The 25,532-nt window shown below is 36.1% G+C and carries 21 protein-coding genes and 1 riboswitch; of the genes, 10 read left to right on the forward strand and 11 right to left on the reverse strand.

Features of this window, described 5'->3' with window-relative positions; genetic code table 11:
* Window positions 1-165 precede the first annotated feature (165 nt).
* The 3 genes from BN6559_RS12035 (at window position 166) to BN6559_RS12045 (ending at window position 4,606) form a co-directional block, all read left to right on the forward strand.
* Window positions 166-1,245 (forward strand): GGDEF domain-containing protein, encoded by a 1,080-nt coding sequence (locus tag BN6559_RS12035; protein WP_199883964.1) that lies wholly within the window; start codon window positions 166-168, stop codon window positions 1,243-1,245.
* Window positions 1,246-1,526: 281 nt separating this feature from the next.
* A complete protein-coding gene (locus BN6559_RS12040; RefSeq protein WP_110954942.1) occupies window positions 1,527-3,197 on the forward strand; it encodes a PAS domain-containing sensor histidine kinase in 1,671 nt (556 codons plus the stop codon).
* Between the two features lie 236 nt (window positions 3,198-3,433).
* Window positions 3,434-4,606 (forward strand): cyclic nucleotide-binding domain-containing protein, encoded by a 1,173-nt coding sequence (locus BN6559_RS12045; protein WP_110954943.1) that lies wholly within the window; start codon window positions 3,434-3,436, stop codon window positions 4,604-4,606.
* A 97-nt stretch (window positions 4,607-4,703) separates the two neighbouring features.
* Here the strand turns inward: BN6559_RS12045 and BN6559_RS12050 are convergent, their stop codons facing one another.
* Together BN6559_RS12050 and BN6559_RS12055 are read right to left on the reverse strand one after the other, a co-directional pair.
* Window positions 4,704-6,548 carry an APC family permease gene (locus tag BN6559_RS12050; RefSeq protein WP_110954944.1) on the reverse strand — a complete coding sequence of 615 codons (1,845 nt, stop codon included), beginning with the start codon at window positions 6,546-6,548 and terminating at the stop codon, window positions 4,704-4,706.
* Window positions 6,549-6,757: 209 nt separating this feature from the next.
* Window positions 6,758-6,895: riboswitch (cyclic di-AMP (ydaO/yuaA leader) on the reverse strand.
* A 289-nt stretch (window positions 6,896-7,184) separates the two neighbouring features.
* Window positions 7,185-8,570, reverse strand: a complete 1,386-nt coding sequence (locus tag BN6559_RS12055; RefSeq protein WP_110954945.1) for a PhoH family protein — start codon at window positions 8,568-8,570, stop codon at window positions 7,185-7,187.
* Between the two features lie 452 nt (window positions 8,571-9,022).
* Here BN6559_RS12055 and BN6559_RS12060 point away from each other — a divergent pair, with 452 nt between their 5' ends.
* A complete protein-coding gene (locus BN6559_RS12060; protein ID WP_110954946.1) occupies window positions 9,023-9,370 on the forward strand; it encodes a CGGC domain-containing protein in 348 nt (115 codons plus the stop codon).
* 117 nt (window positions 9,371-9,487) lie between these two features.
* Here the strand turns inward: BN6559_RS12060 and BN6559_RS12065 are convergent, their stop codons facing one another.
* From BN6559_RS12065 to BN6559_RS12075, 3 genes are all read right to left on the reverse strand, one after another.
* Entirely contained in the window at window positions 9,488-10,633 is a 1,146-nt protein-coding gene (locus tag BN6559_RS12065) for a GNAT family N-acyltransferase (protein WP_110954947.1), read from the reverse strand.
* Window positions 10,634-10,822: 189 nt separating this feature from the next.
* On the reverse strand, window positions 10,823-12,502 hold the full coding sequence (locus BN6559_RS12070; RefSeq protein ID WP_110954948.1) for a PAS domain-containing sensor histidine kinase: 1,680 nt from the start codon (window positions 12,500-12,502) through the stop codon (window positions 10,823-10,825).
* 257 nt (window positions 12,503-12,759) lie between these two features.
* Window positions 12,760-14,235: a protein adenylyltransferase SelO gene (locus tag BN6559_RS12075; protein ID WP_110954949.1), complete on the reverse strand. Its 1,476-nt coding sequence runs from the start codon at window positions 14,233-14,235 to the stop codon at window positions 12,760-12,762.
* A gap of 175 nt (window positions 14,236-14,410) precedes the next feature.
* Here BN6559_RS12075 and BN6559_RS12080 point away from each other — a divergent pair, with 175 nt between their 5' ends.
* Window positions 14,411-15,016 carry a DedA family protein gene (locus tag BN6559_RS12080; protein ID WP_456060700.1) on the forward strand — a complete coding sequence of 202 codons (606 nt, stop codon included), beginning with the start codon at window positions 14,411-14,413 and terminating at the stop codon, window positions 15,014-15,016.
* Window positions 15,017-15,137: 121 nt separating this feature from the next.
* On the forward strand, window positions 15,138-15,959 hold the full coding sequence (locus BN6559_RS12085) for a hypothetical protein (protein WP_110954951.1): 822 nt from the start codon (window positions 15,138-15,140) through the stop codon (window positions 15,957-15,959).
* Between the two features lie 66 nt (window positions 15,960-16,025).
* Here the strand turns inward: BN6559_RS12085 and BN6559_RS12090 are convergent, their stop codons facing one another.
* The 4 genes from BN6559_RS12090 to BN6559_RS12105 all read right to left on the reverse strand — a co-directional run bounded on the left by BN6559_RS12090 (window position 16,026) and on the right by BN6559_RS12105 (window position 18,979).
* The gene (locus tag BN6559_RS12090; RefSeq protein WP_110954952.1) at window positions 16,026-16,244 is read right to left on the reverse strand and encodes a hypothetical protein; all 219 of its coding nucleotides are present in this window, start codon (window positions 16,242-16,244) and stop codon (window positions 16,026-16,028) included.
* 123 nt (window positions 16,245-16,367) lie between these two features.
* Complete coding sequence (locus BN6559_RS12095) at window positions 16,368-16,964, reverse strand: peptidoglycan recognition protein family protein (RefSeq protein WP_110954953.1); 597 nt, start codon at window positions 16,962-16,964, stop codon at window positions 16,368-16,370.
* 208 nt (window positions 16,965-17,172) lie between these two features.
* The gene (locus BN6559_RS12100) at window positions 17,173-18,510 is read right to left on the reverse strand and encodes a D-serine ammonia-lyase (protein ID WP_110954954.1); all 1,338 of its coding nucleotides are present in this window, start codon (window positions 18,508-18,510) and stop codon (window positions 17,173-17,175) included.
* A 19-nt stretch (window positions 18,511-18,529) separates the two neighbouring features.
* Window positions 18,530-18,979 carry a YaiI/YqxD family protein gene (locus BN6559_RS12105; protein WP_110954955.1) on the reverse strand — a complete coding sequence of 150 codons (450 nt, stop codon included), beginning with the start codon at window positions 18,977-18,979 and terminating at the stop codon, window positions 18,530-18,532.
* Window positions 18,980-19,343: 364 nt separating this feature from the next.
* Between BN6559_RS12105 and BN6559_RS12110 the strand changes: the two genes are divergently transcribed.
* From BN6559_RS12110 to BN6559_RS12125, 4 genes are all read left to right on the forward strand, one after another.
* Complete coding sequence (locus tag BN6559_RS12110; protein WP_110954956.1) at window positions 19,344-19,670, forward strand: hypothetical protein; 327 nt, start codon at window positions 19,344-19,346, stop codon at window positions 19,668-19,670.
* A gap of 508 nt (window positions 19,671-20,178) precedes the next feature.
* Window positions 20,179-20,595: a membrane-associated protease 1 gene (locus tag BN6559_RS12115; protein WP_110954957.1), complete on the forward strand. Its 417-nt coding sequence runs from the start codon at window positions 20,179-20,181 to the stop codon at window positions 20,593-20,595.
* A 39-nt stretch (window positions 20,596-20,634) separates the two neighbouring features.
* Entirely contained in the window at window positions 20,635-21,177 is a 543-nt protein-coding gene (locus BN6559_RS12120) for an amidase domain-containing protein (protein WP_110954958.1), read from the forward strand.
* A gap of 64 nt (window positions 21,178-21,241) precedes the next feature.
* A complete protein-coding gene (locus BN6559_RS12125; RefSeq protein ID WP_110954959.1) occupies window positions 21,242-21,742 on the forward strand; it encodes a hypothetical protein in 501 nt (166 codons plus the stop codon).
* Window positions 21,743-21,876: 134 nt separating this feature from the next.
* Here BN6559_RS12125 and BN6559_RS12130 read toward each other — a convergent pair whose 3' ends face one another.
* Both BN6559_RS12130 and BN6559_RS12135 read right to left on the reverse strand, forming a co-directional pair.
* Window positions 21,877-23,619, reverse strand: coding sequence for an ABC transporter ATP-binding protein (locus BN6559_RS12130; RefSeq protein WP_110954960.1), 1,743 nt, complete (start codon window positions 23,617-23,619; stop codon window positions 21,877-21,879).
* Window positions 23,612-25,402, reverse strand: coding sequence for an ABC transporter ATP-binding protein (locus tag BN6559_RS12135; protein ID WP_110954961.1), 1,791 nt, complete (start codon window positions 25,400-25,402; stop codon window positions 23,612-23,614). The genes BN6559_RS12130 and BN6559_RS12135 overlap by 8 nt, the downstream gene beginning before the upstream one ends.
* Window positions 25,403-25,532 lie beyond the last annotated feature (130 nt).

Here is a 25,532-nt window from a genome sequence, read left to right on the forward strand (position 1 = left end):
ATTATTCCTGTTGCGTAAACGATTGGATAATGTTAAAAGAATATGTAATTTATACTGATAGGAATTCTATAAATTTTATGATAAAATAGCCGTAAAATGGTTGAATAATTTAAAACGTATTTCTAGAAATACAGTGGTCGTGGAATGGAAAGAGGATTGTTCATTATGCTACAAAAAAAATTAGCGATTTTCTTTGGCAGCGATCTCCCATTACAGGAAAGATTATATTATGCCGTATCTGGCATTGGGATGATAAGTGCTTTACTAGGTCTGTTGAGTTCTTTTATCGTTGGTCTTTCTTTGGCAGGAATCTTAGCCTCGGCGGCTTGTTTCGTTATGCTGGTTATTATTTTGGTTTATGTTTTGAAAACAAAAAATTTTAAACGAGCATCAATGTTAACGAGTTTGGCTTTTAATCTGTTGATATTTCCAATCAATTTTATTTATTCTGGTGGCATAGACGGTGGAATGCCGCTCTATTTTATTATGGGGATCTTTTTCACTTTTTTATTGATTAGAGGGAAGAAACGACGCTATTTGATTAGTCTATATTTAGTCTTATATACTATGCTCATGACATTTAGCGTGTACAATCCGGCAATCATTGTTCCCTTTGTAAGTGAAAGAGCTCGTTTAATTGATATGATTTTTGCACTTGTCATTGTGTCTGTTTTTACTGGTGTAGTGATCAGTATTGTAGCGTATGAATATTCTATGGATCATCAGAAAGTTGAGCGTTTAAATCGACGGCTTAATCAATTTGCAATAAAGGATTCACTTACGAATTTGTTCAATCGCAGATATTTAATGAGTCAGCTAGAAAAACAAATTGAAAGAGCGAAAAGAGAGAAATGCTGTTTGGCGTTAATTATTTTTGATATTGATTATTTTAAAAATATTAATGATACGTATGGTCATTTGATTGGTGATGAAGTGTTAAAAAATTTCTCCAATCTACTTGCGAATGAAATACGTGGCAATGATATTGTCGGGCGATATGGTGGAGAAGAATTTTTTATTATTTTGGCTGAATCGGACTGTAATGGAGCATTTTATATTGCAGAACGAATAAGGAATAAAGTATATCAAAGTATATTATCTAAGCAAGTAAAAGACCCGATTACGGTTAGTGGAGGAATCGGAACTTATCATTCTCCGATGAGTGTTGAGGAATTAATTGCTGTTGCTGACAAAAATCTCTATAAAGCAAAATATGCTGGCAGAAATAAAATCATTAGCGCCTAGAAAGTTTTGAGTATAGATAATCTAGCTTTGTAGTAGCTTATAAGCGGAGCAGCTCATTGCCATAAATATTTTTTAATGACTTAAGCCTTGTATAGATTGTACAAGGCTATCTTTTTTGCAAAATAAAGCATTTAGAGAAGAACTTTGTTTAATTTGGTAAAATACATGTATTAAATTGGAAGGATATGCTTTGTTTATCGAGAATATAAAGATATATTATGGGAAAATTCGCAATGAAACCATAAAAATTTTATGTATTATTTCAGCTTTTAGGAGATTATATGGAAAATTTACCTTTAGCATTTATTAATTCATTAGGATCTATGGTCATAATTGTTGGCATCTATAGCTATATTTATTTTGTTAATAAAGAGAAATATATGGGTGTCTGTGCAATTAGTTGGTGCATGCTATTATCACGATATGTATTATTTGACTCAGGCATGATCGAATGGAAGAATTCATTGCTATGGACTTTTATATATCAAATGCTAATTATTTGGAGTGTTTTGCTATTTATGTGGGGAACATATGTGTTTTTTAATAAAACATATAATAAAAAGTTAGCATTTTTTTGTGGAATAGGAATAAGTTTTGGGTTAATAATTGTTGACTATTTTGTGTCTAGTTTAGCAATTAAATTGATGATTCCAATTTTTTTAGGCGTTTATGTAGGTTTATCAATCGGATGGACATATATTAAAAATACCAAAATTCAGGGTTTCGGAGCTTTATGTGTGGGCTATGCTTATATAGGATGGAGTATTTTAAATATTACTATGCCTTTTCAAATTAATAATGTTTGGTTTTCATCTTTAGGATATATAATGGGAGGTTTATTTCGTTTAATTATAGCCTTGGGGACGTTAATTGTTTATTTTGAAAAAAATCGTAGAGAGTATATCAAAAAAGAATCAGAGTATCGATTATTAGCAGAAAATGCGATTGATGTGATTTATTCTTATCAACTATTTCCAGAACGAAAATTTAAATATATAAGCCCTTCGGCTTTAAATGTTACAGGATTTACTCCTGAAGAATATTACAATAACAATAGATTGTTATTTGAAATTGTGCATAGTGAAGATGAACCGATGTTGAAAAATTTTTATAATAACTTATCTAATTTAGATGGGGAACCACTAACATTACGTTTAATTACGAAACAAGGTAAACTCATTTGGATTGAGCAGAAAAGTGTACCGGTTTATAATGATGCGGGTGAAATTATTGAAATTCAGGGAATCATTCGTGATATTACGGCGAGAAAAGAGCTTGAAAGTGTTGCTGCGCAATTTGATAGAATGAACATTGTTGGGAATATGGCGGCTACAGTTGCGCATGAAATTAGAAATCCGATGACTACCGTATTAGGCTATATGCAATTATTAGGAAGAAAAGAAAAATATGCAGGTGATCGAGATAAATTTAAATTGATGGTTGATGAACTGCATCGTGCCAATGATATCATTCGTGAATATTTATCACTGTCTAATCAAAAATTAGTAAATCTCAAAAAATCATCACTTAATAGTATTTTGCAAGCAATCTATCCTTTACTTGAGGCAGATGCTAGTACTGTAAAAGTAAAAATAAATCTTGTAATGGCTGAGATTCCTGAGCTATTACTAGATGCAAATGAGATACGGCAGCTGGTACTCAATATGGTACGAAATGGTGTGGAATCTATGCCAAATGGAGGGGAACTGACTTTTGGAACAAGGATGGACAAGGACGGAGTTATTTTGTTTATTAGCGATCAGGGAATGGGTATTCCAGAGGAAGCTTTTGAAAAGCTGGGAACACCTTTCTTCACAACGAAAGACAATGGGACGGGATTAGGGCTTTCAATCTGCTATCAGATCGCAAATCGTCATAATGCAAATATTAAAATAAATTCTAGTGAAAATGGAACTACTTTTAAAATTTGTTTCAAATGCAACTTAGCGTAGAAAATAAGAAAAATATGAATTATTTATAGAAAAATCCTCTTAAAATGTAGAAAAGTGTAATTTTAAGAGGGTTTTTTTTATTTTTCTCTCTTTACAGACAAAATTTTACCTTTTTCGCCAGGAAAATATCGATAGTTACCGTATCCCCTATTTCTAGGGGGTGATAGTTATGAAAGTGTAGATGTAATGGTGAGCTGAAATTTTACACAAATAAACTATGAAAAGGAGCTATCACAATGAATAATCAAAATCTAAAAAAGGTGTTAACGAAAAAAAAAAGTACGGAGGAAAATTTTCAAGTTTGTATAGCTAATACGTTAGAAGAGAAAAAGGCAATATATCAATTTCGTTATGAAGTTTATGTTGAAGAAATGTTAAAGTATAAATTAAAATTGGTTCATCAAGACAAGGAACTTGCAGATGAAATGGATGAATGGGGAGTACTTATTTATGTTAAAAATGGAGAAGAAGTAATTGGTACAGCAAGAATTAATATTGGTAAGATTTCAGATTTCCCCAAAGCGATAGTTGAGCAGCTATCATTAAAAGAATTTCAAGAATATTGTGATAATAATGCTGATTATCAATTTGCAACGGTTACTAAACTAATGGTTGGTTTTAACTATAGAAGTTCTTCTGCACTGTATTTAATGATGAGTAAAGGGTATGAGTTATATATGCAAAAAGGTGTGCAATTTTCTTTTGGAGGTGGAAATTGCCATTTATTGCGGTTGTATGAAAAAATGGGGTATCATCGTTATGGTAAAAATTTTGAGGATTTTGGGTATGGTTTATTAAGTCCAATTGTAATGCTAACAAATGACTTGAACCATTTTCGTACAATACGTTCACCGTTTTTCCGTATAGCTAAAAAAAAAGCGAATGGAAATTCAGCGGAAATCAATTGGTTTCATGAAAAGTTCACAAAAAGATTAGGCATTGTAAATAGTCAACTCATCAAACCGGATGAACTATGGTCAATTCTATGTCAGCGTTTTAATGCTTTACCTATAGAAGTTATCGAAATATTGCGGGATTTATCTGTAGAAGAAGCAAAGATTTTTCTTCATGCGTGCAGTAGTATTGTACAGTGCGCTCCAGGAGAATTAATTACTACACAAGGAGACGTGAGTTATTCACACTACGTCTTATTGTCAGGCAGTTTAAAATCGTTAACTTTTGAAAATCCAATACGAGAATATACTGTTCCTGGACAATATTTTGGTGCAAATGGATTAACAGGGCATAATAAGCATACTGAGGATATTGTGACTACATCACAGGCAGAAATCTTAGTATTAACAGGATTTGCATTCCCTCGATTTAGTAATGCGAATTTAGATATAGCACATAAGATTATAAAAAGGAGTATTGCACTATCACGAAATACCATGATTCGATTTAAATAATTAATTCTACGTGAATCTAAACGCCTCCAACAAAAAATGTTGGAGGCGTTTAAAATTACGCATGTAGATTCATATGAGTAGAATAAATTTCAATCGTTTACTTTTTTAAGTGATAAGGAATTGTTGCCACAACGACGTTTTTCTTTAAGATGAGTAAAGTTCTTAAAATTAAACCTGTTTGGTTATGAAGAAGACGATGCCACCATTTTTTTGTTTGAAATTCGGGAATTAAAACGGTAATGTAATCATTAGGCCCTTTTTCTTGTAATAATGCCTCGATATAATCAATCAGTGGCTGTAGAACAAGCCTGTAAGGAGAGTCTAAAGTGATTAATTCAATACCGGAATTCCAACAATTCCATTTATCGCGAACTCTTTTTCCGCTTTCTTCGTCGGTAGCAACATGAACTGCTAATACGTTATCACCGATGGATTTTGCATATTTTAAAGTCTGGGCGATAACACTCGTAGGGCTGGAGATAGGAACGATTACGATATTTTTACCAGCAGGGATTTTCGTGATAAGAGCGGGATTCATTTGTTCACTTGGTAAGTGAAGCTGCTCTGCCATGTCGGTATAGTGTCCCTTAATTTTTTTAAATACTACAATCATGATTGGAATAAAAATTAATACCAGCCACGCGCCATAGAAAAATTTACTGATACCGATAATGAGTACAACGATACCTGTGACGATTGCGCCAATTGCGTTGATTGTAGCACGCAACCACCAATACCTACCCTTTTCCCTTAACCAATGAACAATCATTCCCGATTGGGCAATGGTAAAGGACATGAATACGCCGATTGCGTATAGTGAGATGAGATGATCAGTATTGCCTTGATAAATAAAAATGAGTATGCCAGCACTGATACTTAAAAAAATAATTCCATTAGAGAAGCTAAGGCGATCACCGCGTGTGCCAAGATAGCGTGGCATGTACCCATCTCGGGCTAGAATGGATAAAAGGAGTGGAAGCCCGTTAAAAGATGTATTTGCAGCCAGATATAATACTAACATTGTTGTAACTTGGATGTAATAATAAAACCAGTTTCGTCCAAAGGTTAGTTCAGCAATCTTAGATAGAGAAGTGGTATCCTCAAGCGGCAAAATATGAAAATGCATAATTAGAAAAGAAATGCCGATAAACATGGAACCCAGTAAGGTAGCCATCCAGTAGTTGGTTATGCTGGCGTTTTTGCTGCCTGGTTCTTCGAACATAGGAACACCATTAGAGATCGCTTCGATACCAGTCATAGAGCTACAGCCATTTGCAAAAGCTCTAAGTAGTAATAAACCGACTGTCCAATCAAACTGGCGTTGCAGCGATTCGGCAGGAATTACTGGTGCCTGCTGTGTAAAAGCTTGATAAGCCCCAGTTGCGATCAACACAAATATACCAAAGATGAAAGCATAGGTTGGATAAACAAATGCCGTAGAAGATTCTCTCAATCCGCGTAAGTTTACTAACATAAGAATAAAAAACAGAATAAATAAGTCAATTGTTACCTCATAGGGCAGTAATTGCGGAAATGCTGAGACAATGGCTACAGTACCAGCTGAGACGCTTACTGCTACCGTCAACGTATAATCGGCGAGTAACGCAGCAGCCGCAGTTAAGGCAGGGATTTCACCGAGATTTTTAATTGCAACGGAATAAGAGCCACCGCCGCCGGGATTGGCTTTGCCAACTTGTACATAAGAAATTGTTACAATTCCCAATAATAGTAAGATTGCTGTAGCGATATAGCTCATATAGCCATAAGCTAAAAGACCAGGGACCGCAAGTATAATCATAATTTGCTCTGGGCCATACGCAACGGACGACAGTGCATCAGAAGAAAAAATAGCGAGTGCTTTCCATTTTGGGAGTTTTTCATGGGAAAGTTCATGGTTAGAAAGTGGTTTGCCGATCAATAATCGGCGTAGTAAACGCATCATAATATAAGACCTCCAAATGAATGATAATATCTCCAGTTTTTTTCAGATTTATCCCAACTTGGCAAATAAAATTTCTGTTTATTTGTGAACAGAAATCAATTGGTTCATGTTGAGCGTATTGAAAGTGAGGTCGGATGCGATACGAGTTCCGGTGGCTCAAATCCGTATTTACTTAAAAAAGAGCACAAAAAAAGACCGATGGGCGGTCTTTTGCCCCTCATTTTGGCCGACGAAGTTAGCTGACGGGTAGGATGACAAGAGAAAACACCCCTTCTATCTAAGATAGAATTAACCCCAAAAAATTGGTTCCTCCGCTTCTTCTTAAAAGAATTAAGCCGTTATTTATATTGTGAATTACATTATACACCTTTACATTTAAAAATAAAGGTGTAATTAATAGCATTAAAGCGTAATAATTAATATTTTAGTTTATATTATGGATCTGTACCTATTTTCCATGCATTTAAGAGGTATTTCGCTGATTATCGATCATTTAAAGGCAAAATAGCTTATTGCACGAAGCAATCGCTTCAAACTGCTAAATACTTAAAAAATACTGACTTATCAAAATCTTTCTATTCAATGATTAGACAGAATGATTTTTAAAATAAGTCAGTATTTTTCATTCTACGAATATTACAATCTTTTCGCCGCTTCTGCTGCGAGCGGGGAACGCTCACATTCTTCGGGCAACATTGTTACTTGGAAGCACAGTTTAGAGCCTATCATTTTTTCACTTGCATAACTTAGGCCGTTGGACTGGCTATCTAATAAAGGGTGGTCAATTTGTGCAGGATCGCCGATTAAAATGATTTTTGTACCGAGCCCAGGCCTCGTCAACACGGCTTTTGCTTGGCGTGGAGTGGAGTTCTGCATTTCATCAAAAATAGTCCAGTAGTTTTGCAGAGAACGTCCCCGCTGATACGCCAATGCCTCCGTTTGGATCATCCGTTTTTCAAACAACATGTTGACGGTATCTTCCGTTTGTGCTAGATCTTTATCTTCTGCTGCAGTGTTTCCGGACATTAAGGTAAATAAGTTATCTTTGATTGCCCGCATATAAGGCTCGATTTTTTCAGATTCAGTTCCTGGCAGAAATCCAATTCCATCATCAAGCATAGTGTTTGGTCGGCAGATTAAAATGTGCTGGTATTGTCTTGGCCGACATTCCATATATTGATGAAGACCCACGGCTAGAGAATAAAAAGTTTTAGCCGTTCCGGAAATGCCTTTTAAAATGACAAGTGGGGCTGTTTGGGCATTCATCATCAGGCACTCTTGCATAAAGATTTGACCAACATTTCTTGGTGTTACACCAAATGGTGTATGATTTTTATATTGTAGATGAACGATTTTTTCGCCGTCAAAGCGTCCTAATGCAGTGTGACGATCATTGTCTGTTGATTTAATCAACAAAAATTGGTTGGTAATAAGGTCGGCCGGGACCAGCAGATCTGTTTGTTCATCGAATGTGAATACCTTGCTTGGATCCATAAACTGCTTGTCAGTTGTATGAAAAGTATTGATGGTATCACTAGAGGTATAAGCGACGGTACGGCCTGTATATTGTTGATCAATACTAGATACTTTGTCATTGCGAAAGTCTTCAGCCTGAATTTTTAAAATCGAAGCTTTTACTCGCATATTGGTATCACGGCTAACCAGAATTGTTTGTTCACCGCATTCTAATAGTCCCTTACAAACTTGGAGAATACGATTATCGGCTTTATCTTTATCCCAATAGATTGGCATCTTGGTGGCGGTATGGTTAGATTCTAAAATCAAAGTTCCGCCGTTTTCATTTAGCGAAACGCCTTCTAATAAATTTCCTTGGGTACGCATGGTGTCAATAATACGACTAATATGACGACTGTTGGCACCACGTTCGGTTGACTCTTTTTTGAATCGATCAAGCTCTTCGATTACGACTTCAGGAATGACCACAGTGTGTTCATTAAATGCATACAGAGCGTTCGGCGAGTGCAGTAAAACATTAGTGTCTAAGACATAATATTTTTTCAACGATAGCCCCCCTTATGATCTTCTCTCTTCTAGTATAAAGTATCTTAATATAGAATCGGTTAGAAATTCATTAATATTATGTTAACATTTTGTCGGTTATCTAAAATTTTAAGTAAGTAATTTTTTATATTCAACAAGTAAGCATGAGCTGTTATAAAATGTTCAGCGTGGTATGGTACTTTATTATATGATTACTTTTCCAAAATGAAGACAATAAAAATAATTTGAAGAAGAAAGAGTGTGTAGCTTTATCATTAGGCAAAATTTATTTCATTACATATGGGTTGCATAAAACTAATTCATGAGACATAAAATACATTTTTTTATCAATTGGAAGCACCCTATTTAGTGCGAGAGCGTGATTTTTGTCACAGAAAAATATTTTTATTTATTATATAATTAGATTATGATAAAAACAGACTCTTTGTGGAATGAAAGGTAAGAGGTGTAGAATGAAATTAGCTATTATTGTACGAGAAGAAACTATGATGCGATGTACTGGGGGCGGATGCTTAAACGCATTTTTTCAAAGAATTGATTCTTTTGCGCGCTATACAGGGCAAGAGGATTTGACTTTAGTTGCTTTTACGCACAATGGCGGCGATATGGAGAAGAAGATTGCAGCACTTATTAAAAAGAAGGTAGATGTTGTACATTTATCCTCTTGTATGCGAGGGATGGATGACAACTATAAAAATTGGGCAGAAAAATTATCCGAGCATTTTGCTGTTGTCGGCTATACACATGGAGAAGAACAGCGTGAGGGGAAAGAGACCGTCATTCTTGAAAAACAACAGTAGGTTCTAGCTTCTTGGGAGTTGGTGAATATACGCCTAGATAAAATATTATAAACATCGTGGTAATTGCTTTATGGATCAATTACCACGATGTATTTGAAAATTATTTTTATCGGTAGATTAGCTGATATGAGGCGTATCTTTGTTTTTAGTTATGTTGTATAGAACTTTTTGTGCAATCGTTGGATGAGTGTGGTGAAATTTAGGAAAAGCTAAGCTGGATAGTACCAGTACTTCTGCATCTGTAACGGCAAAGACGTTTTCAGTATGTTTGGGGTGATTGATTAAACCATTGCCCCCGATTGTTTGCCCCGCTGCAATTGTTTTTTCTGAGTTATACGACGGGTTTGTTCTAGTTAAATGTCCATTGATTAATATGTTTAAGGCATAATTTGTATCACCTTCACAAACAATTTGATCACCAGCATAGCATTTGACGATGATGCTGCAGCTGTGTAGAAATTTCATCGCTTCAATTGTGGACAAACCCTGTAATATAGGGATGCTTTGATTTGGAGCGGCAGATAATTTTTGCTGTAAGTGTTGCCATAAATCTTCTTGGCTGATGAGTTGACTGTTGATGTGTACTGTATTTTCTTTAAATGTCTTATGAAACCATTCTGCTGCTTGTAGGTTTATCACATTTCTTTTTCGTGCTGACCGATAAAAAGGGGAACGAACTGCACGTAAATGGGAAAGATCGTCTACCAATAGTACATAAGGGGCGAGTAAGCCATAGCCTTGGTCAATGAAGTTTCGTCCGTAACGGCGGAAGCCAAATTGTTCGTATAACCGCAATAGGTGAAAATTGCAGACACCAAAACTAAATTGCACTTGATGTGTACAATAGGCTGCATAACTTCTGGCAGAAAGTAAATAAGATACGGCAGAGTTGCGATAGTCGGATGCGACCATAAATTTTGAAGTGTAGGCAAATAGAGAAGGTTCTCGTTGAAATGCTAAAAATTTCTCAAGATCGAGAGCTTTCTGCCAAAAAGACGGAAAATTATGAATGTTTCCGATGTTGATTCTTAATGTGCCGATAATATCTGCTTCTACTTTTGCGTAAATAATAATTGCCCATTCATCCAGTTCGTCAAATAATAATTTGTTTCTATGATCCATATTCGGAAATTGTTTTGACATTTCTTCTGCGTAAATATGGTAGCGAAATTGGTATACTTTTAATTTTTCTTCCGGGGTATCAGCGATTCCTAAAGTGATTGCAGGAAATTCAGTTTTTACGTTTGAAAGATTTATTTTCATCGTTTATTTGCTCCTTTTCGTTTTGTTCTTGGTGAAGTATTTTTTGTAAAACAAAAATCTATGTTTTCACCACGATCACCCCCTTTTCATAGGGGATACGAAAAAAACGGAACAAATCCTTGAATCATGAGAAATTTTTGGCGTACATAAAAATTGGGGTTAATGCATAATGAGTGCATTAACCCCAATTTATTCTGCATGATTTGGTATTTTAAACCGAATAGAAATGTTAGTACCCTGGTCGCTTGATTCTACATCTATCGAAGCATTGTGCCGCTGAATAATTTGATAACAGATCGGCAGGCCCAACCCTGTGCCTGTATTTTTAGTAGTAATAAATGGTGTCCCTAATTTATCTAATATATGAGGCGGAATGCCTTTACCTTGATCAATGATAGATAAAGTTACCGTGTTTTTGTCTTCAAAAGTTTTAATAATGAGTCTCCCGCCAGAAGGCATTGCTTCGATGCTGTTACGAACTAGATTGAGAAGCAATTGGCGGATTTCGTTTTCATCCAACAAGACATCTGATATGTAAGAGAGGTCGAGTTCAACGTAGACTTTTGAAGCTGTCGCATCGGCTTCGATCAGTGGGAATAAAGATTCGATGCAGGTGTTTAGAGAGTTCTTGTGTAAATGCGCGACTTTTTCTTTTGATAGAGCTAGATATTCACGAATAATTGTATTTGCTCGGTCAATTTCATCAATCATTAGATTAAATCTACAGGTGTCCTTTTGATATTCTGGTTTCTTCCCTAAAAATTGCAGATAGCCTCGAATCGTCGTCAATGGATTTCTGATTTCGTGCGCTACTGCTACTGCCATACTGCCTACAATATTCATTCGATCAACAGAAGCTGCGACTTTTTCTAATGCTTTTCGATCGGTAATATCGCGGACAATTCCTTCTAAGGCAATTAAATTGCCTAATTTATCATAAATGGGAACACATTTTTGTTCAATCCATAGAATGCTTTTATCTTTTCGGAGCAAGCGGAGAATTAAAGGTTGATGATAAAGTTTATCACTACTATGAATAAAGTTATAGAATAAGTCCAAATCATCTGGATGGATGAGCTTTAAAATTAACTTTTCATCAGAATAATATTCCCCTGCAGTATAACCAGTGACAGATAGGACCGACGGGCTGAGGTATTCAAGTTTGGTTTTCGGTAATAAACGGTAATAGAAAATAATATCAATTGCATTTTCTAGAAGTTGCCGATAATGCGCTTCCTTATGAATCAAAGTAGTCTTACTTTTTTCTAAAAAGACCATAATAGTACTAATCGTAATAATTAACCGTAGTACACTGGCTGTCATGGCGATGAGTAAAGGAAAAACCTGATAGAAAAACGGTAAAATAATGGTAAGAATACTCCAAAGCAGAAATGCAGTGCCAGCAATTATTCTACCAATACCAAGTGTTTCTTCATGTTTGAAAAAAGCAATTGCAATCCAGCCCAAAACGACTCCGCCAAACCAAGCAGGCGGAATTAGTTTATAAAAACCAGGCAATGGCATTAAAAAAAGTGCAATGCTTAATAAGGAAGATCCGATAGCACCGTAGATCCAACTTTTTTTAAAGGGTTCATCAGTAAAAATGTAAGTTCCCCAAATGAAAGTTAAACTGCTGGCGATAAATAGCAGCTGGTAGATTGAAAAGGAGAGTAGAGAATGATTTAAATTGGGTAATATATTACAAGCGCCAGAGTCAAATAATATATTGCGCAATAAAAATATAGACCAGGCAACGGTCCAAATCCCCATATAACGTTCGTGATACATGAAATATAAATAAATATAAACAAGTATCATTGCGAGTGTGCCCACGGTTGTACCGAATAGTGAAAAATAAATATAGTCCATAAATACTCCTAATCATACAATTAGTGATATATAAATTATACCATATTAATGTAAATTGGTAATTTAAAACGTTTTAACTTGAATTATACAATTATTTTAACTTATTTAAACAAAATAAGAAAGTCCCGATTATAATGGTTATTTATGGAATATAAATAAAGCGAAGAAATATAAAATTGGTACGAATCAAGATTTATCTGAATTCGTACCAATTTTTCATGCATATTAAACAGTTGAAGTTGTGATTAGCAGTTATATTAGGTTCCGCAAAATGTTTGATAAGGTGTATCAGATGGAGAAGGAGGCGCTGCATATTGGTCTTGATTGGCAGAATGTGCATATGGTACAGCAAGAATTTCAAGAAGTTTGTCCATGACGGCGTAATCTTCTTTTTCTACCGCAGCTTCGAGGGCAAGTTCTACTTGATGGTTACGAGGGATTACAGCAGGATTACTTTTACGCATAACTTCTTGTATTGTTGCTTTTGACGCTGATTGTTTACACAATCTTGCCTGCCAGTGTTCATGCCAGGTATGAAATGCTTGATCAGTGGAGATTTTTGTATTTTCTATTTTATCAAACGTTAAGTCGCGGAATGTATTGGTGTAATCGGCATGATTTCTTTGCATAAGATTGAGCAGATCTTGAATGATTGTTTCATCTTGCGCGGTTTCATTTAACATGCCTAGTTTATTTCGCATACCTGTAAGCCAAGCTGTATGATACAAATCGGTAAATGCAGATAAAGTATCTTCTGCAATTTGAATTGCTTTAGACTTAGTTTCGTGTAAAAGCGGTAAGAGCGTTTCAGCAAAGCGTGTAAGATTCCAAAGGGCGATTTGAGGTTGATTTGTATAAGCATAGCGACCATAGCGGTCAATCGAGCTAAATACTGTGGCTGGATCGTAAGTATCCATAAAAGCGCAAGGTCCATAATCTATCGTTTCGCCGCTGATGGTCATATTATCGGTATTCATTACGCCATGAATAAAACCGACGAGCTGCCATTGTGCAATGAGGGATGCTTGTTTTTTTATGACTTCTTCTAGTAAGGCGATATAAGGGGTATCTACATTTTTGCATGTAGGGAAATGCCTTTTTAATGTGTAGTCAGCAAGTGCTTGCAAATCTTTTGGTGAGCCAAAGTTTGCTGCATACTGAAAGGTGCCGACACGGATATGGCTTGCGGCTATACGGGTCAAAATTGCACCCGGCTGTGCGGTTTCTCGATAGATTGATTCTCCAGTTAAAGCGACTGCCAAGCTTCGTGTAGTTGGAATACCGAGTGCATGCATTGCTTCGCTGATGATATATTCGCGCAACATTGGCCCGAGCGCAGCACGACCGTCGCCGCCTCTGGAATATGGTGTTTTCCCTGCACCTTTGAGCTGGATATCAAAGCGTTTGCTTTCTGGAGTTATTTGTTCACCGAGCAGAACTGCACGTCCATCTCCTAGCATTGTAAAATGGCCAAATTGGTGTCCTGCATAAGCTTGGGCTAGTGGTGTGGACTCTTCAACGATTGCGTTACCAGAGAGTATAGCCAAATTATTTTTTTCTTTCAGCAACTCGGGATTTAGGCCAAGCGATTTAGCTAATACTTGATTGAGCATGATAAGTTTTGGCGCTTTTACTGGCGTTGGAGCCAGTGGGGAAAAGAATAATTCTGGCAAATGAGTATAACTATGATCGAAATTCCAGCCAGTTTTATTTGCATTAGGTTGTATTGTCATTTATCGTATACCTCCTTTTCTGTGTTTTGCTATTTTTAGATGCATCAATGATTTTTTAGTGTTTGTCTATGTACGTTTATTATACCTTGTATATGTTCTCGTACAATTGTTTATATTGAATTTTAGTTAAATAAATATTTCCTTCCGTTTTTAAACATAATAGGTTTAGGAGGAGATGTTTTTGTTTGACAGAATGCTGGATTTATTAAGTGGTCTTGGTTTAACAGGTGTGTTTGTCGGCGTTTTTTTAGAATCGATTGGACTACCGTTTCCAGGCAGTGTTTTAGTTGGCTTTGCTGGATTTTTAGCCAAGCAAGGAGAGTTTAGTATCGCTTTTGCCTGGGTGGCATCTTTGCTCGGATATTTATTAGGTTCAATTTCTGCTTTTTTAATTGGGCGGCACATCGGGGAACCTTTTATAGAAAAATGGGGAAAGTACATTCGATTAACGCCGAAGAAAATTGATAAAGCCAAAATTTTATTGCAAAAATCTGCACCTGCATATATCATTGGCGGAAGATTCTTACCCACAATAGGAAATGTCACTCCTTATGTGGCAGGTATCAGTGGTATTTCTGCTGTGAAGTTTGTTATATTTGATATGATCCATGCATTACTATGGCTGACTATTTTTCTGGGGTTTGGTGCGGTGATTGGCAGTGAATGGCAATCAATTGTAAATAGCGCTTGGTTGAAGTGGATTGCAATCGGTGCGGGAATATGGTTTTGCATTTATTTGTTTAGAAAATTATTGGCAAAGCAAAGGAAGGATAAAATATAAGATATTTGGGGGCTGGGATGTTTTGCTAAGAATGCGTTGTTGCAGGAGATTATAATAATGTGTCGAAAAATGTCATAGGAATAAGAAGTGATAATAGAAGCGATAGGAATTAACAAATAGAATGCAGATAGTTTTCAATGTACTCATTTTAAGTGTAACAGAACTTGTTTATCTATTAGGAATATTAATAGGAGTTGGAATTTTATTAGGTTGGATTAAATCTGTTTCAGATGATTGGGCATATAAAGCACTGGGTAAACCAGGAATTTTATTAACTGCATGCATAGGGACGCCAATACATGAATTGGGGCATGCAGTGATGTGTTTGATCTTTGGGCATAAGATCAATGCAATAAAATTTTTTATATTTAATCCCAGAAGTTCGACGTTGGGGTATGTAAATCACAGTTATAATAAGCATAATTTATATCAAGTCATTGGTAACTTTTTTATTAGTTTAGGACCAATTTTTAGTGGGACAGCTGCGATCTTGTTTTCGATGTATATGTTGGAACCGGATATCTTTCATGCATTACAAAGTTATGTCATCACAGCGCCTATAGAGTATAATGTGAATCATTTCGTGGAATGGTCAGTGAACTCAATTATCATCGTATATAGTGGAATCTTCGTAAATGGCAATTTGGAGTCCATGCATTTTTGGCTGTTTCTGTTTTTAACGACGTGTATATCTTCACATATTGCATTAAGCAGAGAAGATATAAAGGGTGCGATTTCAGGATTGTGTGTTACTTTATTTATATTTGTGATCTGCAATATGATTTTGTCTCTTTGGGCGATTGGTACATTGAACTATGTACTTTTTGTTGCTAAATATAATATATATTTATTGTCAGTATTATCTGTGTCTGTCGCATTTTCTCTTATAACAGCCTTCGTCATGGGGCTGCTTTGCGGAATAAGAAGTTTGATTTCCAAATAAAATCGTGCATAAATAAAAAACACCTGTTGATTGTATTAAAATTCAATAGGTGTTTTCTGTGTGTGATTAATTTTTATTTAGTTTGGAGTATTGATTTAGAGAATTTTCCTTTGTGAATATTTCACAGGAACCATCATACCAATTTATACAATCATTACAGCGCCGTTTATAATCATCAGGAGATATATTTAGCAAGGAAGTTCCATACCCCATAGCAGTAATAATATGTTCAAATTCACTGCATGCCTCGGCGATGTTTTCTAGTTGATTTTCTGTATATTTCATCGATAATCATTCACTCCTCTGCTCTTTTTTTTAGTATGTGCGTATTTTGTAAAAGCATAAGCAGACAAAGTAAATATTAGAAACAAATATAAGGTTTATATAATTTTGATGCTAAGTTTAATGTTAGACATAAATAAAGGCTTTTCTTCGAATGATTTTTAATTGACTATATAAATTTTTGCCGGGACAAAGTGTATCGTGATTTAAGTCTTTATGACCCCGAATCGTCGTTTTATTAGGCAAAAATCCGTAAATACGACATAGTTCTGCACATAGGCAGCCTGCGGATTCAAGCTGCTGGGAGGTAGGCGTGGCGATCTCAAAATTGCCGACTAAATTAATTCCGATCGATGTTTTATTATAGTTGTAGGAATGTGCGCCAATTGCATCGCGTGGACGACCTCGTTCGATGGTTCCGTCTTTACGGATCACATAATGATAGCCGATTCCCGCCCAACCGTTTGCAAGGTGCCACTTATGTATTTCTTCAGATGAAACATCAAGATCTGTACCGCCAACGTGATGAATTACAATGAGATTGGTCTTATAGCGATTTTGTAAAGCTTGCGTAAATTTTAAATTCGTTTCTTTAATTATGAAATTTTTACTTGGATTTTCTGATGCCCTTGCAAATACGTTGGGAATTTGATATAAATTTTGTCCTAAATATAGCGAGCCGCAGGCATAAAGCGTTTTACATAAAAAAGTTCTTCGATTCATTTCAATATCCTCAAATTCATAAAATATCAGTTTATAGACAAAGTAGGAGATCGGCAGTGGTAAACTGTGGAATTGGTGAATATCCAGCTTATTCTTTAAACCATAAATATTTACCGTATATATTAAACTTTACCAAAAAAAATTTTGAATACGCTTTGAATTAGAAATTTGTATATAATTTTCTAATTCAAATAGGAGGATCGGTAATTTAAGTTTTTAGAAAGTCATGCATGATATTTTTCGGCACCATACCACCGCCTGTTGCCCAAATAATATGCGTAGCATCGGTCATTTTATCTGTAAGCCGATGATGATTTAAATAGTTTTTTCCGGCAGAAGAGCTACAAAGTTTAACTGGTCCGACAAATCCGGCTGCAGCGGAAGGTTCCAAGTAGATCCCTTCAACATTTGCCAGAGTCTGGAGAAGTTTGTATAAGGGATTGTCTTGAACTGTAAAAACTCCGCTGATATCTTTTTCCAGCGTTTTACCTACAAAGCCGGATGGTTTTCCTACGGCGAGCCCGTCAGCAGCAGTTATGTTATCAATACCAAATTGTTGTGCGGATACTTTATCGTGCTGGCGTGTCATTAGTCCTAACAGCATTGCTGGTGAATGTGTAGGTTCTGCATAAAAGCAGTGTACATTGTCACCAAATATTGTCCTAAGACCGAAGGTGATTCCACCGGGTGCCCCGCCTACCCCACATGGAAGATAGACAAATAATGGATGATCTCCATCGACGGTGATTTTTTTCTCAAGCAACTGATTCTTTAGTCGTTTGGCTGCTACCGCATAGCCTAAAAATAAAGTTGAAGAATTTTCATCATCTACAAAATGGCTGCTTGGGTCTTGCAGTGCTTCTTGCCTGCCTGCGGCTACTGCTGCCCCATAATCTGTATTGTGTTCAATTACAATTGCTCCCTTTTCCCGCAGTAAATCTTTTTTCCATTGTTTCGCATCTGCGGACATATGAACGATAACTTTGAACCCTAAACGCGCACTTATGATACCGATACTAAGTCCTAAATTTCCAGTTGAGCCGACAACAATTGTGTATTTGGAGAATAACTTCTGAAATTTTTCATCCATTAATTTTGTATAATTATCAGAGCGCGAAAGTATATCGTGTTTGAGGGCGATTTCTTCGGCTACTTTTAGTATTTCATATATTCCGCCGCGGGCTTTGACTGATCCGGAAATTGGTAGTTGGTTATCGCATTTTAGAAGGAATGTTCCGGGGAGTATTTGCGCATACAGTTGCGAGAGTTTTTGCTGCATTTGGGGGATGGGGCGTAAGTCGGATTCGATGATGCCATCGCTGTCAGAGGTTTCAGGAAATGCGCTTTTTATGTAGGGTGCAAAGCGGAGAAGGCGTTCTTCCGCATCGTCTATATCGGCTTGCGTAAGTTGGGAACTGATCGTACGATGCTTACAGGGTTCTAACTGTGGATTTACCCAGAAAACTTCCTCGGTGTTTATGATTGGTTCCAAGAGCGGCAATTCCTGTTTCCACTCCGTTAGTGTTTTTCCGGCAATTTTGTTCATGTTTGACTCTCCTTATTTATTACTGCGGTATTGCTTTCTTGGTCTGTAATATATTTGCTAGTATGTCTCGAAACCGCAAATCATTTTTTTGTACTCTTTTCTTTGGCCCTTTCGTGCGCCCGCCGCTGCGCCGCAGTTTTGCTTTCATTTCCCGTTCTTCCAGTAGAAAATCCATGTTGTTTGTGTCATATTGGACTCCGGAAGGATTTAAGCAAACCGCTTTTTTACTAATGACCATAGCTGCAAGACCCCAGTCTTGTGTTATGACGATGTCGTCTGCTTTCGTCATGTTGATAATCTTAAGATCAGCTTCTTGTGCGTTGTTGTCTACGACGATATGGTACTTGTTATCAATATGATGATTGAAATTGGCAACGGTATAAACTTCTATAGTATATTGTTTGCCAAGTGACTTACAGATTTCTAAAACTTGTTTAGGGCAGGCATCCGCATCAATGATTATTTTCATAATTACCTCTACTTTAAATTTAAAAAAGATGTTATAAGGATTCTATGTTCGTAATAGAATTACCTTTTGTTTTTTTATTCATCTCCAAAGTATAAATGCCATGAGTAAGGTAGAGTCCTTAATTGTGGTAATTTTGAGAAAAGCGAGTATTTTTAAGCACGAACGGTTAATCTAAGACCTAAGTGATCATTATGAAATGAAAAATAGGTCTAAAAGAATATAGTTGTAGTATGGAATAAACTGTATAATGATAGAGTGGTTTGCAATCGTTTAGGAAGTTGTAATAGATAGGAAAAAAGTTATTATTTTTTATGTCTGTACGATTTCATAAAATTTATAAATTGTGATGAAAGAAGCGATCAATATGCAAAGAATATATATGAAAAATATAAAATTTGTAGCATTCATTAAGTTATTTATGTTAATGAGTTTATCAGTAGGATTTTTTATAGGAATCATGATGTTTTGTCTAACCGGAATATTGGGAATAGGTCATGCCGCAATTGATGATATTAAATTTTATGGATTTGCTGCAGGCATCATTCATTTATTTACCATTCCTGCCATAGCTATTGTATTTGGTTTGTTTTCAGGAATTTTTGCTTATCTTCCTTTTAGGATTATCATGAAGGTTCTTAGAAGAGTGAAGTTAAAAGGAGAGTTTGGGACAGAAGGCAAATTTATTTTTTGATATAGTAAATCAACAATACGTTAAAAATTTAAAATTAGGAATTGAAATAATTTCTTTCCCCTTTAGTATAAAAAACGCTGCAGATAACGAACAATCGTATCTGCAGCGTTTTTTGTTAGCGTTATAAGGTCCAATTCATATTTTGCTTTTGAATTTCGACCATGTTCTGGTATAAACCATTTTCTTTTACTAGATCCGCTGGAGCTCCTTGTTGGGCCACGTATCCATCGGATAATACTACAATTTTATCTGCATTGGCAACAGTTCTCATATGAAAATATCACGGATAAGGAGGAAGCTTTTCCGTGGTATTTGTTTTTAACTCATTGTTTGAATGAAAACCTATATTATAAAGAATGGTTTATATATTGTTTTTAAACTTCGATATGTGTCGGTATATAAAATTAATTGTAAAAAATAGGTCTAAAAGGGCATAGATTAATTTATTGATAAACTGTATAATAATGGAATAATTTAAATAAATTAAGAAATTTAAGGAGTGTTTTAAATGGGATATACATTATCGGTTAAAGGGAAAGATGGAGACCTTTTCTTAGATGAGGACATTATAAATTCTGCAAATGTTGATATTGCTACGCCTAATAATTCAATGGCTAAGTCGACAAATGTTGTAACCACATTATTTATAACTGGAAAGCTCACTCATGATAGCATCATAGGAATATCTGATAAGGATACGTTAAAGTTGTTTAAATGGTCGTTAGTTACAGCACAGGATACAGATGCTTATCGTGATGTAACAGTCAAAGTTATTTCTGCTGGACGTCAATTTCGAACAATTCATTTCCCTAATGCTTTTATTATTGATTACAGTGAAAGATATTCTTCGAATGCTGGAATGGGCGAGTTTTCTTTGGTAATACGACAAAAAGCAGATAAATTTACTGATGTACAGGCTGATTAAGCAGAATTAGAAAATTAAAAGATTGATTGGTGGGATAACGTGTTTAATTGGGATGATGTAAAGAATGAAGCTAAACGGCAATTTTTTATGGCGGGACATACAAATGATTATTTTACACCAGTAACATTTGCTTTTAGTAGAAACGATGCTGTTTATTATGCACATACTTATGCATATCAACAAAATTCGAAATATCCATATTATAATGGACATGATTGCACAAATTTTGTGTCGCAATGCTGGACGTATGCTGGAATTCCGATAACAGAAGATTGGTTTTATGATGAGGGTGTGTCATCCCCTTCTTGGAGTGGCGTGGATGGATTTGCAAACTATATGGTCAATAGAGGATATGCGCGTATAACATACAGTAGCTTGGAAGCCAACCTTGGAGATGTAATTCAGTTCTATCATCCTGATCTTGGAGGCTGGCATCATTCTGCAATTATAACATCTATTGATGAATATGGTAATTTGTATTATGCTGCACATAGTGATTCTACTTATGATAAACCTTTATCTAATGTATATCCGGAATCAGGGGATGAACTTAGATTTCTTTGTCCTAATAATGCTTATTAAAGGCGTAAAAATTAAAATTTTAGTTTGGAAAATATAGAGTTTATGTTGGAGGCAAGTTATTTTAATGAATATAAAGAAGGCTTCGTTAATCAGTATAGCTATTGCTTTTATTATGGTTCTATGCTTATGGTTAATCCTTATAGAAGATAGTAGACAATTTCTTGCAAGTACCCATCCAGATAAATGCGTGGTTGATTATGGAGAGTATGCAAGATATATTGATATAAATGATATCGTTACAGAGGCTTTTATAACCAATGCCGGATATACTAACGAGCTCTCCCGATATATGACAGAAGATGTTTTTAAACATATGAATTATAAGCAGTATAATGTAAATGCTTCTCAATATACGAAGCCTTTAGATGTTGATTTCAAGATAAAGGAAATTTATCAAACCAAAGATGAAGAAAATCATTTAATTTATGTAGATATGATTTATACAATTGTAATAACAGATTCAAAGGGATTAATGGTGGGCGGTTCGTGGGATACGAAGGTAACCTTTACTGTGAGGTTAGATGAAAAAGGGTGGTATATTATTAAGAAATATGAAAGCCCCTGATTTTTGTTTTAGTATTTCTTATTTCTTTAGAAGTAATAAATTGCAAAAATGTGCTATTTATTATGAAATACTTCGTGAAAAATTTCTAAACTAAGCATATATAAGATAAAAATATTAACTAAGACGCTAAACGTTTATAAGGTCCAATTCATATTTTGCTTTTGAATTTCGACCATGTTCTGGTATAAACCATTTTCTTTTACTAGATCCGCTGGAGCTCCTTGTTGGGCCACGTATCCATCAGATAATACTACAATTTTATCTGCATTGGCAACAGTTCTCATGCGATGGGCAATGATTAAAACAGTTTTGTTTTTTATCAGTGCGGTTAAGGCAGTTTGGATTTTTGTTTCGTTTTCCACATCTAAAGAAGCCGTTACTTCATCAAGTAAAACAATGGGTGCGTTTTTAAGAATGGCTCTGGCAATAGAGATGCGTTGTCGTTCTCCACCGGATAGTGTAGAGCCATTTTCACCGATCACGGTTTGATAACCTAAAGGAAGCTGTGAGACAAATTCATCGCACATGGCAAGTGTTGCTGCAGTTCGTACTTCTTGATCGGTTGCATTTCGTTTACCTAAGCGAATATTTTCCATGATGGTAGTATTGAATAATACGACATCTTGAAAGACAATCGCGTATTGTTTCAGTAATGCTTCGGGATCTATTGTCGTGATATCCTGCCCGCCAAGTGTAATTTTCCCAGCATTTACATCCCAAAATCGTGCCGCCAGTTTGGCAGCAGTGCTTTTTCCTCCTCCGGAAGGACCGACTAGGGCGGTTACTTCGCCTTGTTTTGCAACAAAGGAAATGTCTTTTAATACCGGTTCATTGGTATGATAGGAAAATGAAACATGGTCGAATACGATATCATAGTCAGCGAGTTCCGCATCTTTTTTACCTTGCGGAATGGGATGTGCTTCTAGTTCTTGCATACGCTTGATGGGAATTCTAGCGAGTAAAATTTCAGCAATATTGACGAGTGTTCCTGACAATGGATCATATAACCTTGAAGCTGCAATCAGAAAAATAAAGTAGGTTAACAGGTCGATTTCTTCGCTGATTAATAATGAGCTGCCCAGCAATACAACGGAGACAAGCCCAAGGCGTAGAACGGCTTGCGCACTTGTTACCAAAGTGCTGGTTAGCAATTCAGAATGGATTTGGGTTTGTTCAGCGTAATCGAGTTTTTCATTTAATTCTTGCATATATTGCTCTTTCATCGTGCAAGCTTTTATATTTTGGATAGTTTCAAGGCATTCTTGTATTTTGTCAGCGCAAGCCCGTTTGGCATGATAATGTTTTAATTCAGCTTTGTTTTGCAGATATTTTGGACCAAGAATCATGAGAAAAGCAGCGGGTACGACCCAGAGAGCAGCTATTCCCATCCGCCAATCTACGTAAAGTAATCCGGCAGTGATAACCAGTGTTGACAGAATAGCACCGAATAGTTGGGGAACTGCATGTGAAAAAGCATGTTCAAGTGTTGCACAATCTCCCATGATTGTATTTGTTAAATCGGATAAATTTCTCTTGGCAAAGAAGGCCAACGGCAATTGGCGTAATTTTTCCGCAAGGGAAATTCTCCTTGTTGCACTTTCTTCATAGGTGGAAAGAAATACGCTGGAATACTTTAAAAATTGGCAGATATATAGAACGATGAACGCTAAAATTACAAGCAGTAGATAGTTTAAAAGATTGGGGTCTGTAGTGCTTGTATTTAAAATTGGTTCTAGTAATTCTTTCAGCATCATGAAAAAAAGTCCAACGGGAAGCATCATACTGAGATCGACTAAAGCGCTGTATAGGCTGCCTTTGATTAAATCTTGGGCCCCTTTTTCGCTAAGTGCAAATTTTTGCTGTAGGAATTTAAGCATGTTCTGCCACCTTTCTGACTTTCCATGAGATAGAGGTCTGGTATTCTTGCCACATCTTATGATAGATACCATTTTGTTTTAGCAAACTCTCATGAGAGCCGTGTTCAGCAATTTTCCCTTTTTGCATAACTAAGATGCAGTCTACATTTTTAATTGAGGAAAGACGGTGTGCGATCATCAGTACAGTTTTCCCTTTGGTCAGTTTTTCAAATGCCTTTTGAATTTGGTATTCATTTTCTGGATCCGCAAATGCTGTAGCTTCATCTAAAATTACAATGGGTGCATCTTTTAGAATTGCTCTTGCTAAGGCAATCCGTTGTTGTTCACCGCCAGAGAGGTAGACACCATCTGATTCTACAAGGGAATCTATTCCTTTCGGCAGTTTTTCTAAAATATCATCACACTGTGCTAAGTGGGCGGCATACAGTGCTTCTTCCCGTGTTGCTTCTGGCTTTGCGGCGCGGATATTATCTAGCAGACTAGCCTTGAATAATTTGGTGTTTTGAAATACGAAGGAGATTTTTTTCATTAAAGTGTTTTCTTCAAATTCTCTTATATCAATTCCGCCAAGCTTAATACTGCCTCCATTTATATCCCAAAAGCGTGGAATGAGCGTAGCTAGCGTTGTTTTGCCACTGCCGGAGGCTCCTACCAATGCGTAAGTTTTTCCGTGTGGTAATGTGAAACTCACTTGGTCGAGGGCGGCCTGTGTATGGTTGGGATACGTAAAGGTTACGTTTTCAAAGCAGACGCTGCTGTTTGGAAGGGCATCATCGTATTTCCCCTCTAGCAGTTGTTTACTTTCCAGGATTTCAGAGATGCGAAGGATTGCTGTTTTTGCGGATAAAACGCTTTCACTGGTGTACATAATTTTCTGCATCATAGTACTGCATAAAGGAACGAACAACATATAAAAAATAAGATCTAGTAAAAAGGCTTTATAGTCCGCTGCTGTTAAGATGAATAATAGACCGACCGGAATTAAAAGAAGGGAAGGTGCATGGATGGTAAGAATAAATCCGATCAAAGGTACCCGGCATGATAAGGAGAAGCTTGAAGCAAACTTCCAGTAATCTGTAATGGATGTATGAAAATTTTTAAAGGAATAGACGGTTTGCTGAAAAGTTTTAACAATTGGAATTCCTCTGATATATTCGACGGCGGTTGTATTCATGTCTTCTAGTGCATCCATATATGCATGCATGCGTGTGGCATTTTCACCACCCGTCATTTTATGAAGGAAACTTAAACTTAGAAGAGGGGGAATTAGACAAACCAAACCGAGCCTCCAGTCGAAAATAAAAAAGACACTTACAATTGCAATGGGCATGATGATGGCGCCGGATAGGTCAGGAAGTTGATGTGCAAGAAAAGCATGGGTTAAGCTTGCGTTATCATCAATGATCTTTCGCAGTCTTCCACTGGTATTGGCATTAAAATAGCCCAATGGTAAATTTATAATTTTTTGCATTGCAATTTTGCGCATGTTTTTTTCAACGCGAAATGCTGCCAGATGGGAACATAACAATGCAATAAAATACAAAATGATACTGATAAAGGCAAAACCTATCGCCAACCATCCGAGTTGGACGATTTGGGCGGCCTGCGAGAAATTTGGCAATGCATTTAATATGTCGCGGATGATAAACCATATGCAAATATAAGGAAAGATTGATACGATCGAACTAAGGGCGGACCCGATACAAGAACAAATAAGAAGAATTCGATAGCTTCCTGCGAATTCAAATAATGTGCCAATGAATGATTTTTTTTGCGTAGGCATCTGTACTCCTCCTAAGAAATAATAGATAACTCCTATCGATGTTCATAAAAAATAGAAGTCTGCTGCGTATTGCAACTGACTTCTATTTTAAATAAAAGGATGAGAAACGAATACTCCATCTATATGAATT

Origin of the sequence: Massilibacillus massiliensis (assembly GCF_900086705.1) — a bacterium.
In the GTDB taxonomy this organism is placed as follows: Bacteria; Bacillota; Negativicutes; order FLKF01; family FLKF01; genus Massilibacillus; species Massilibacillus massiliensis.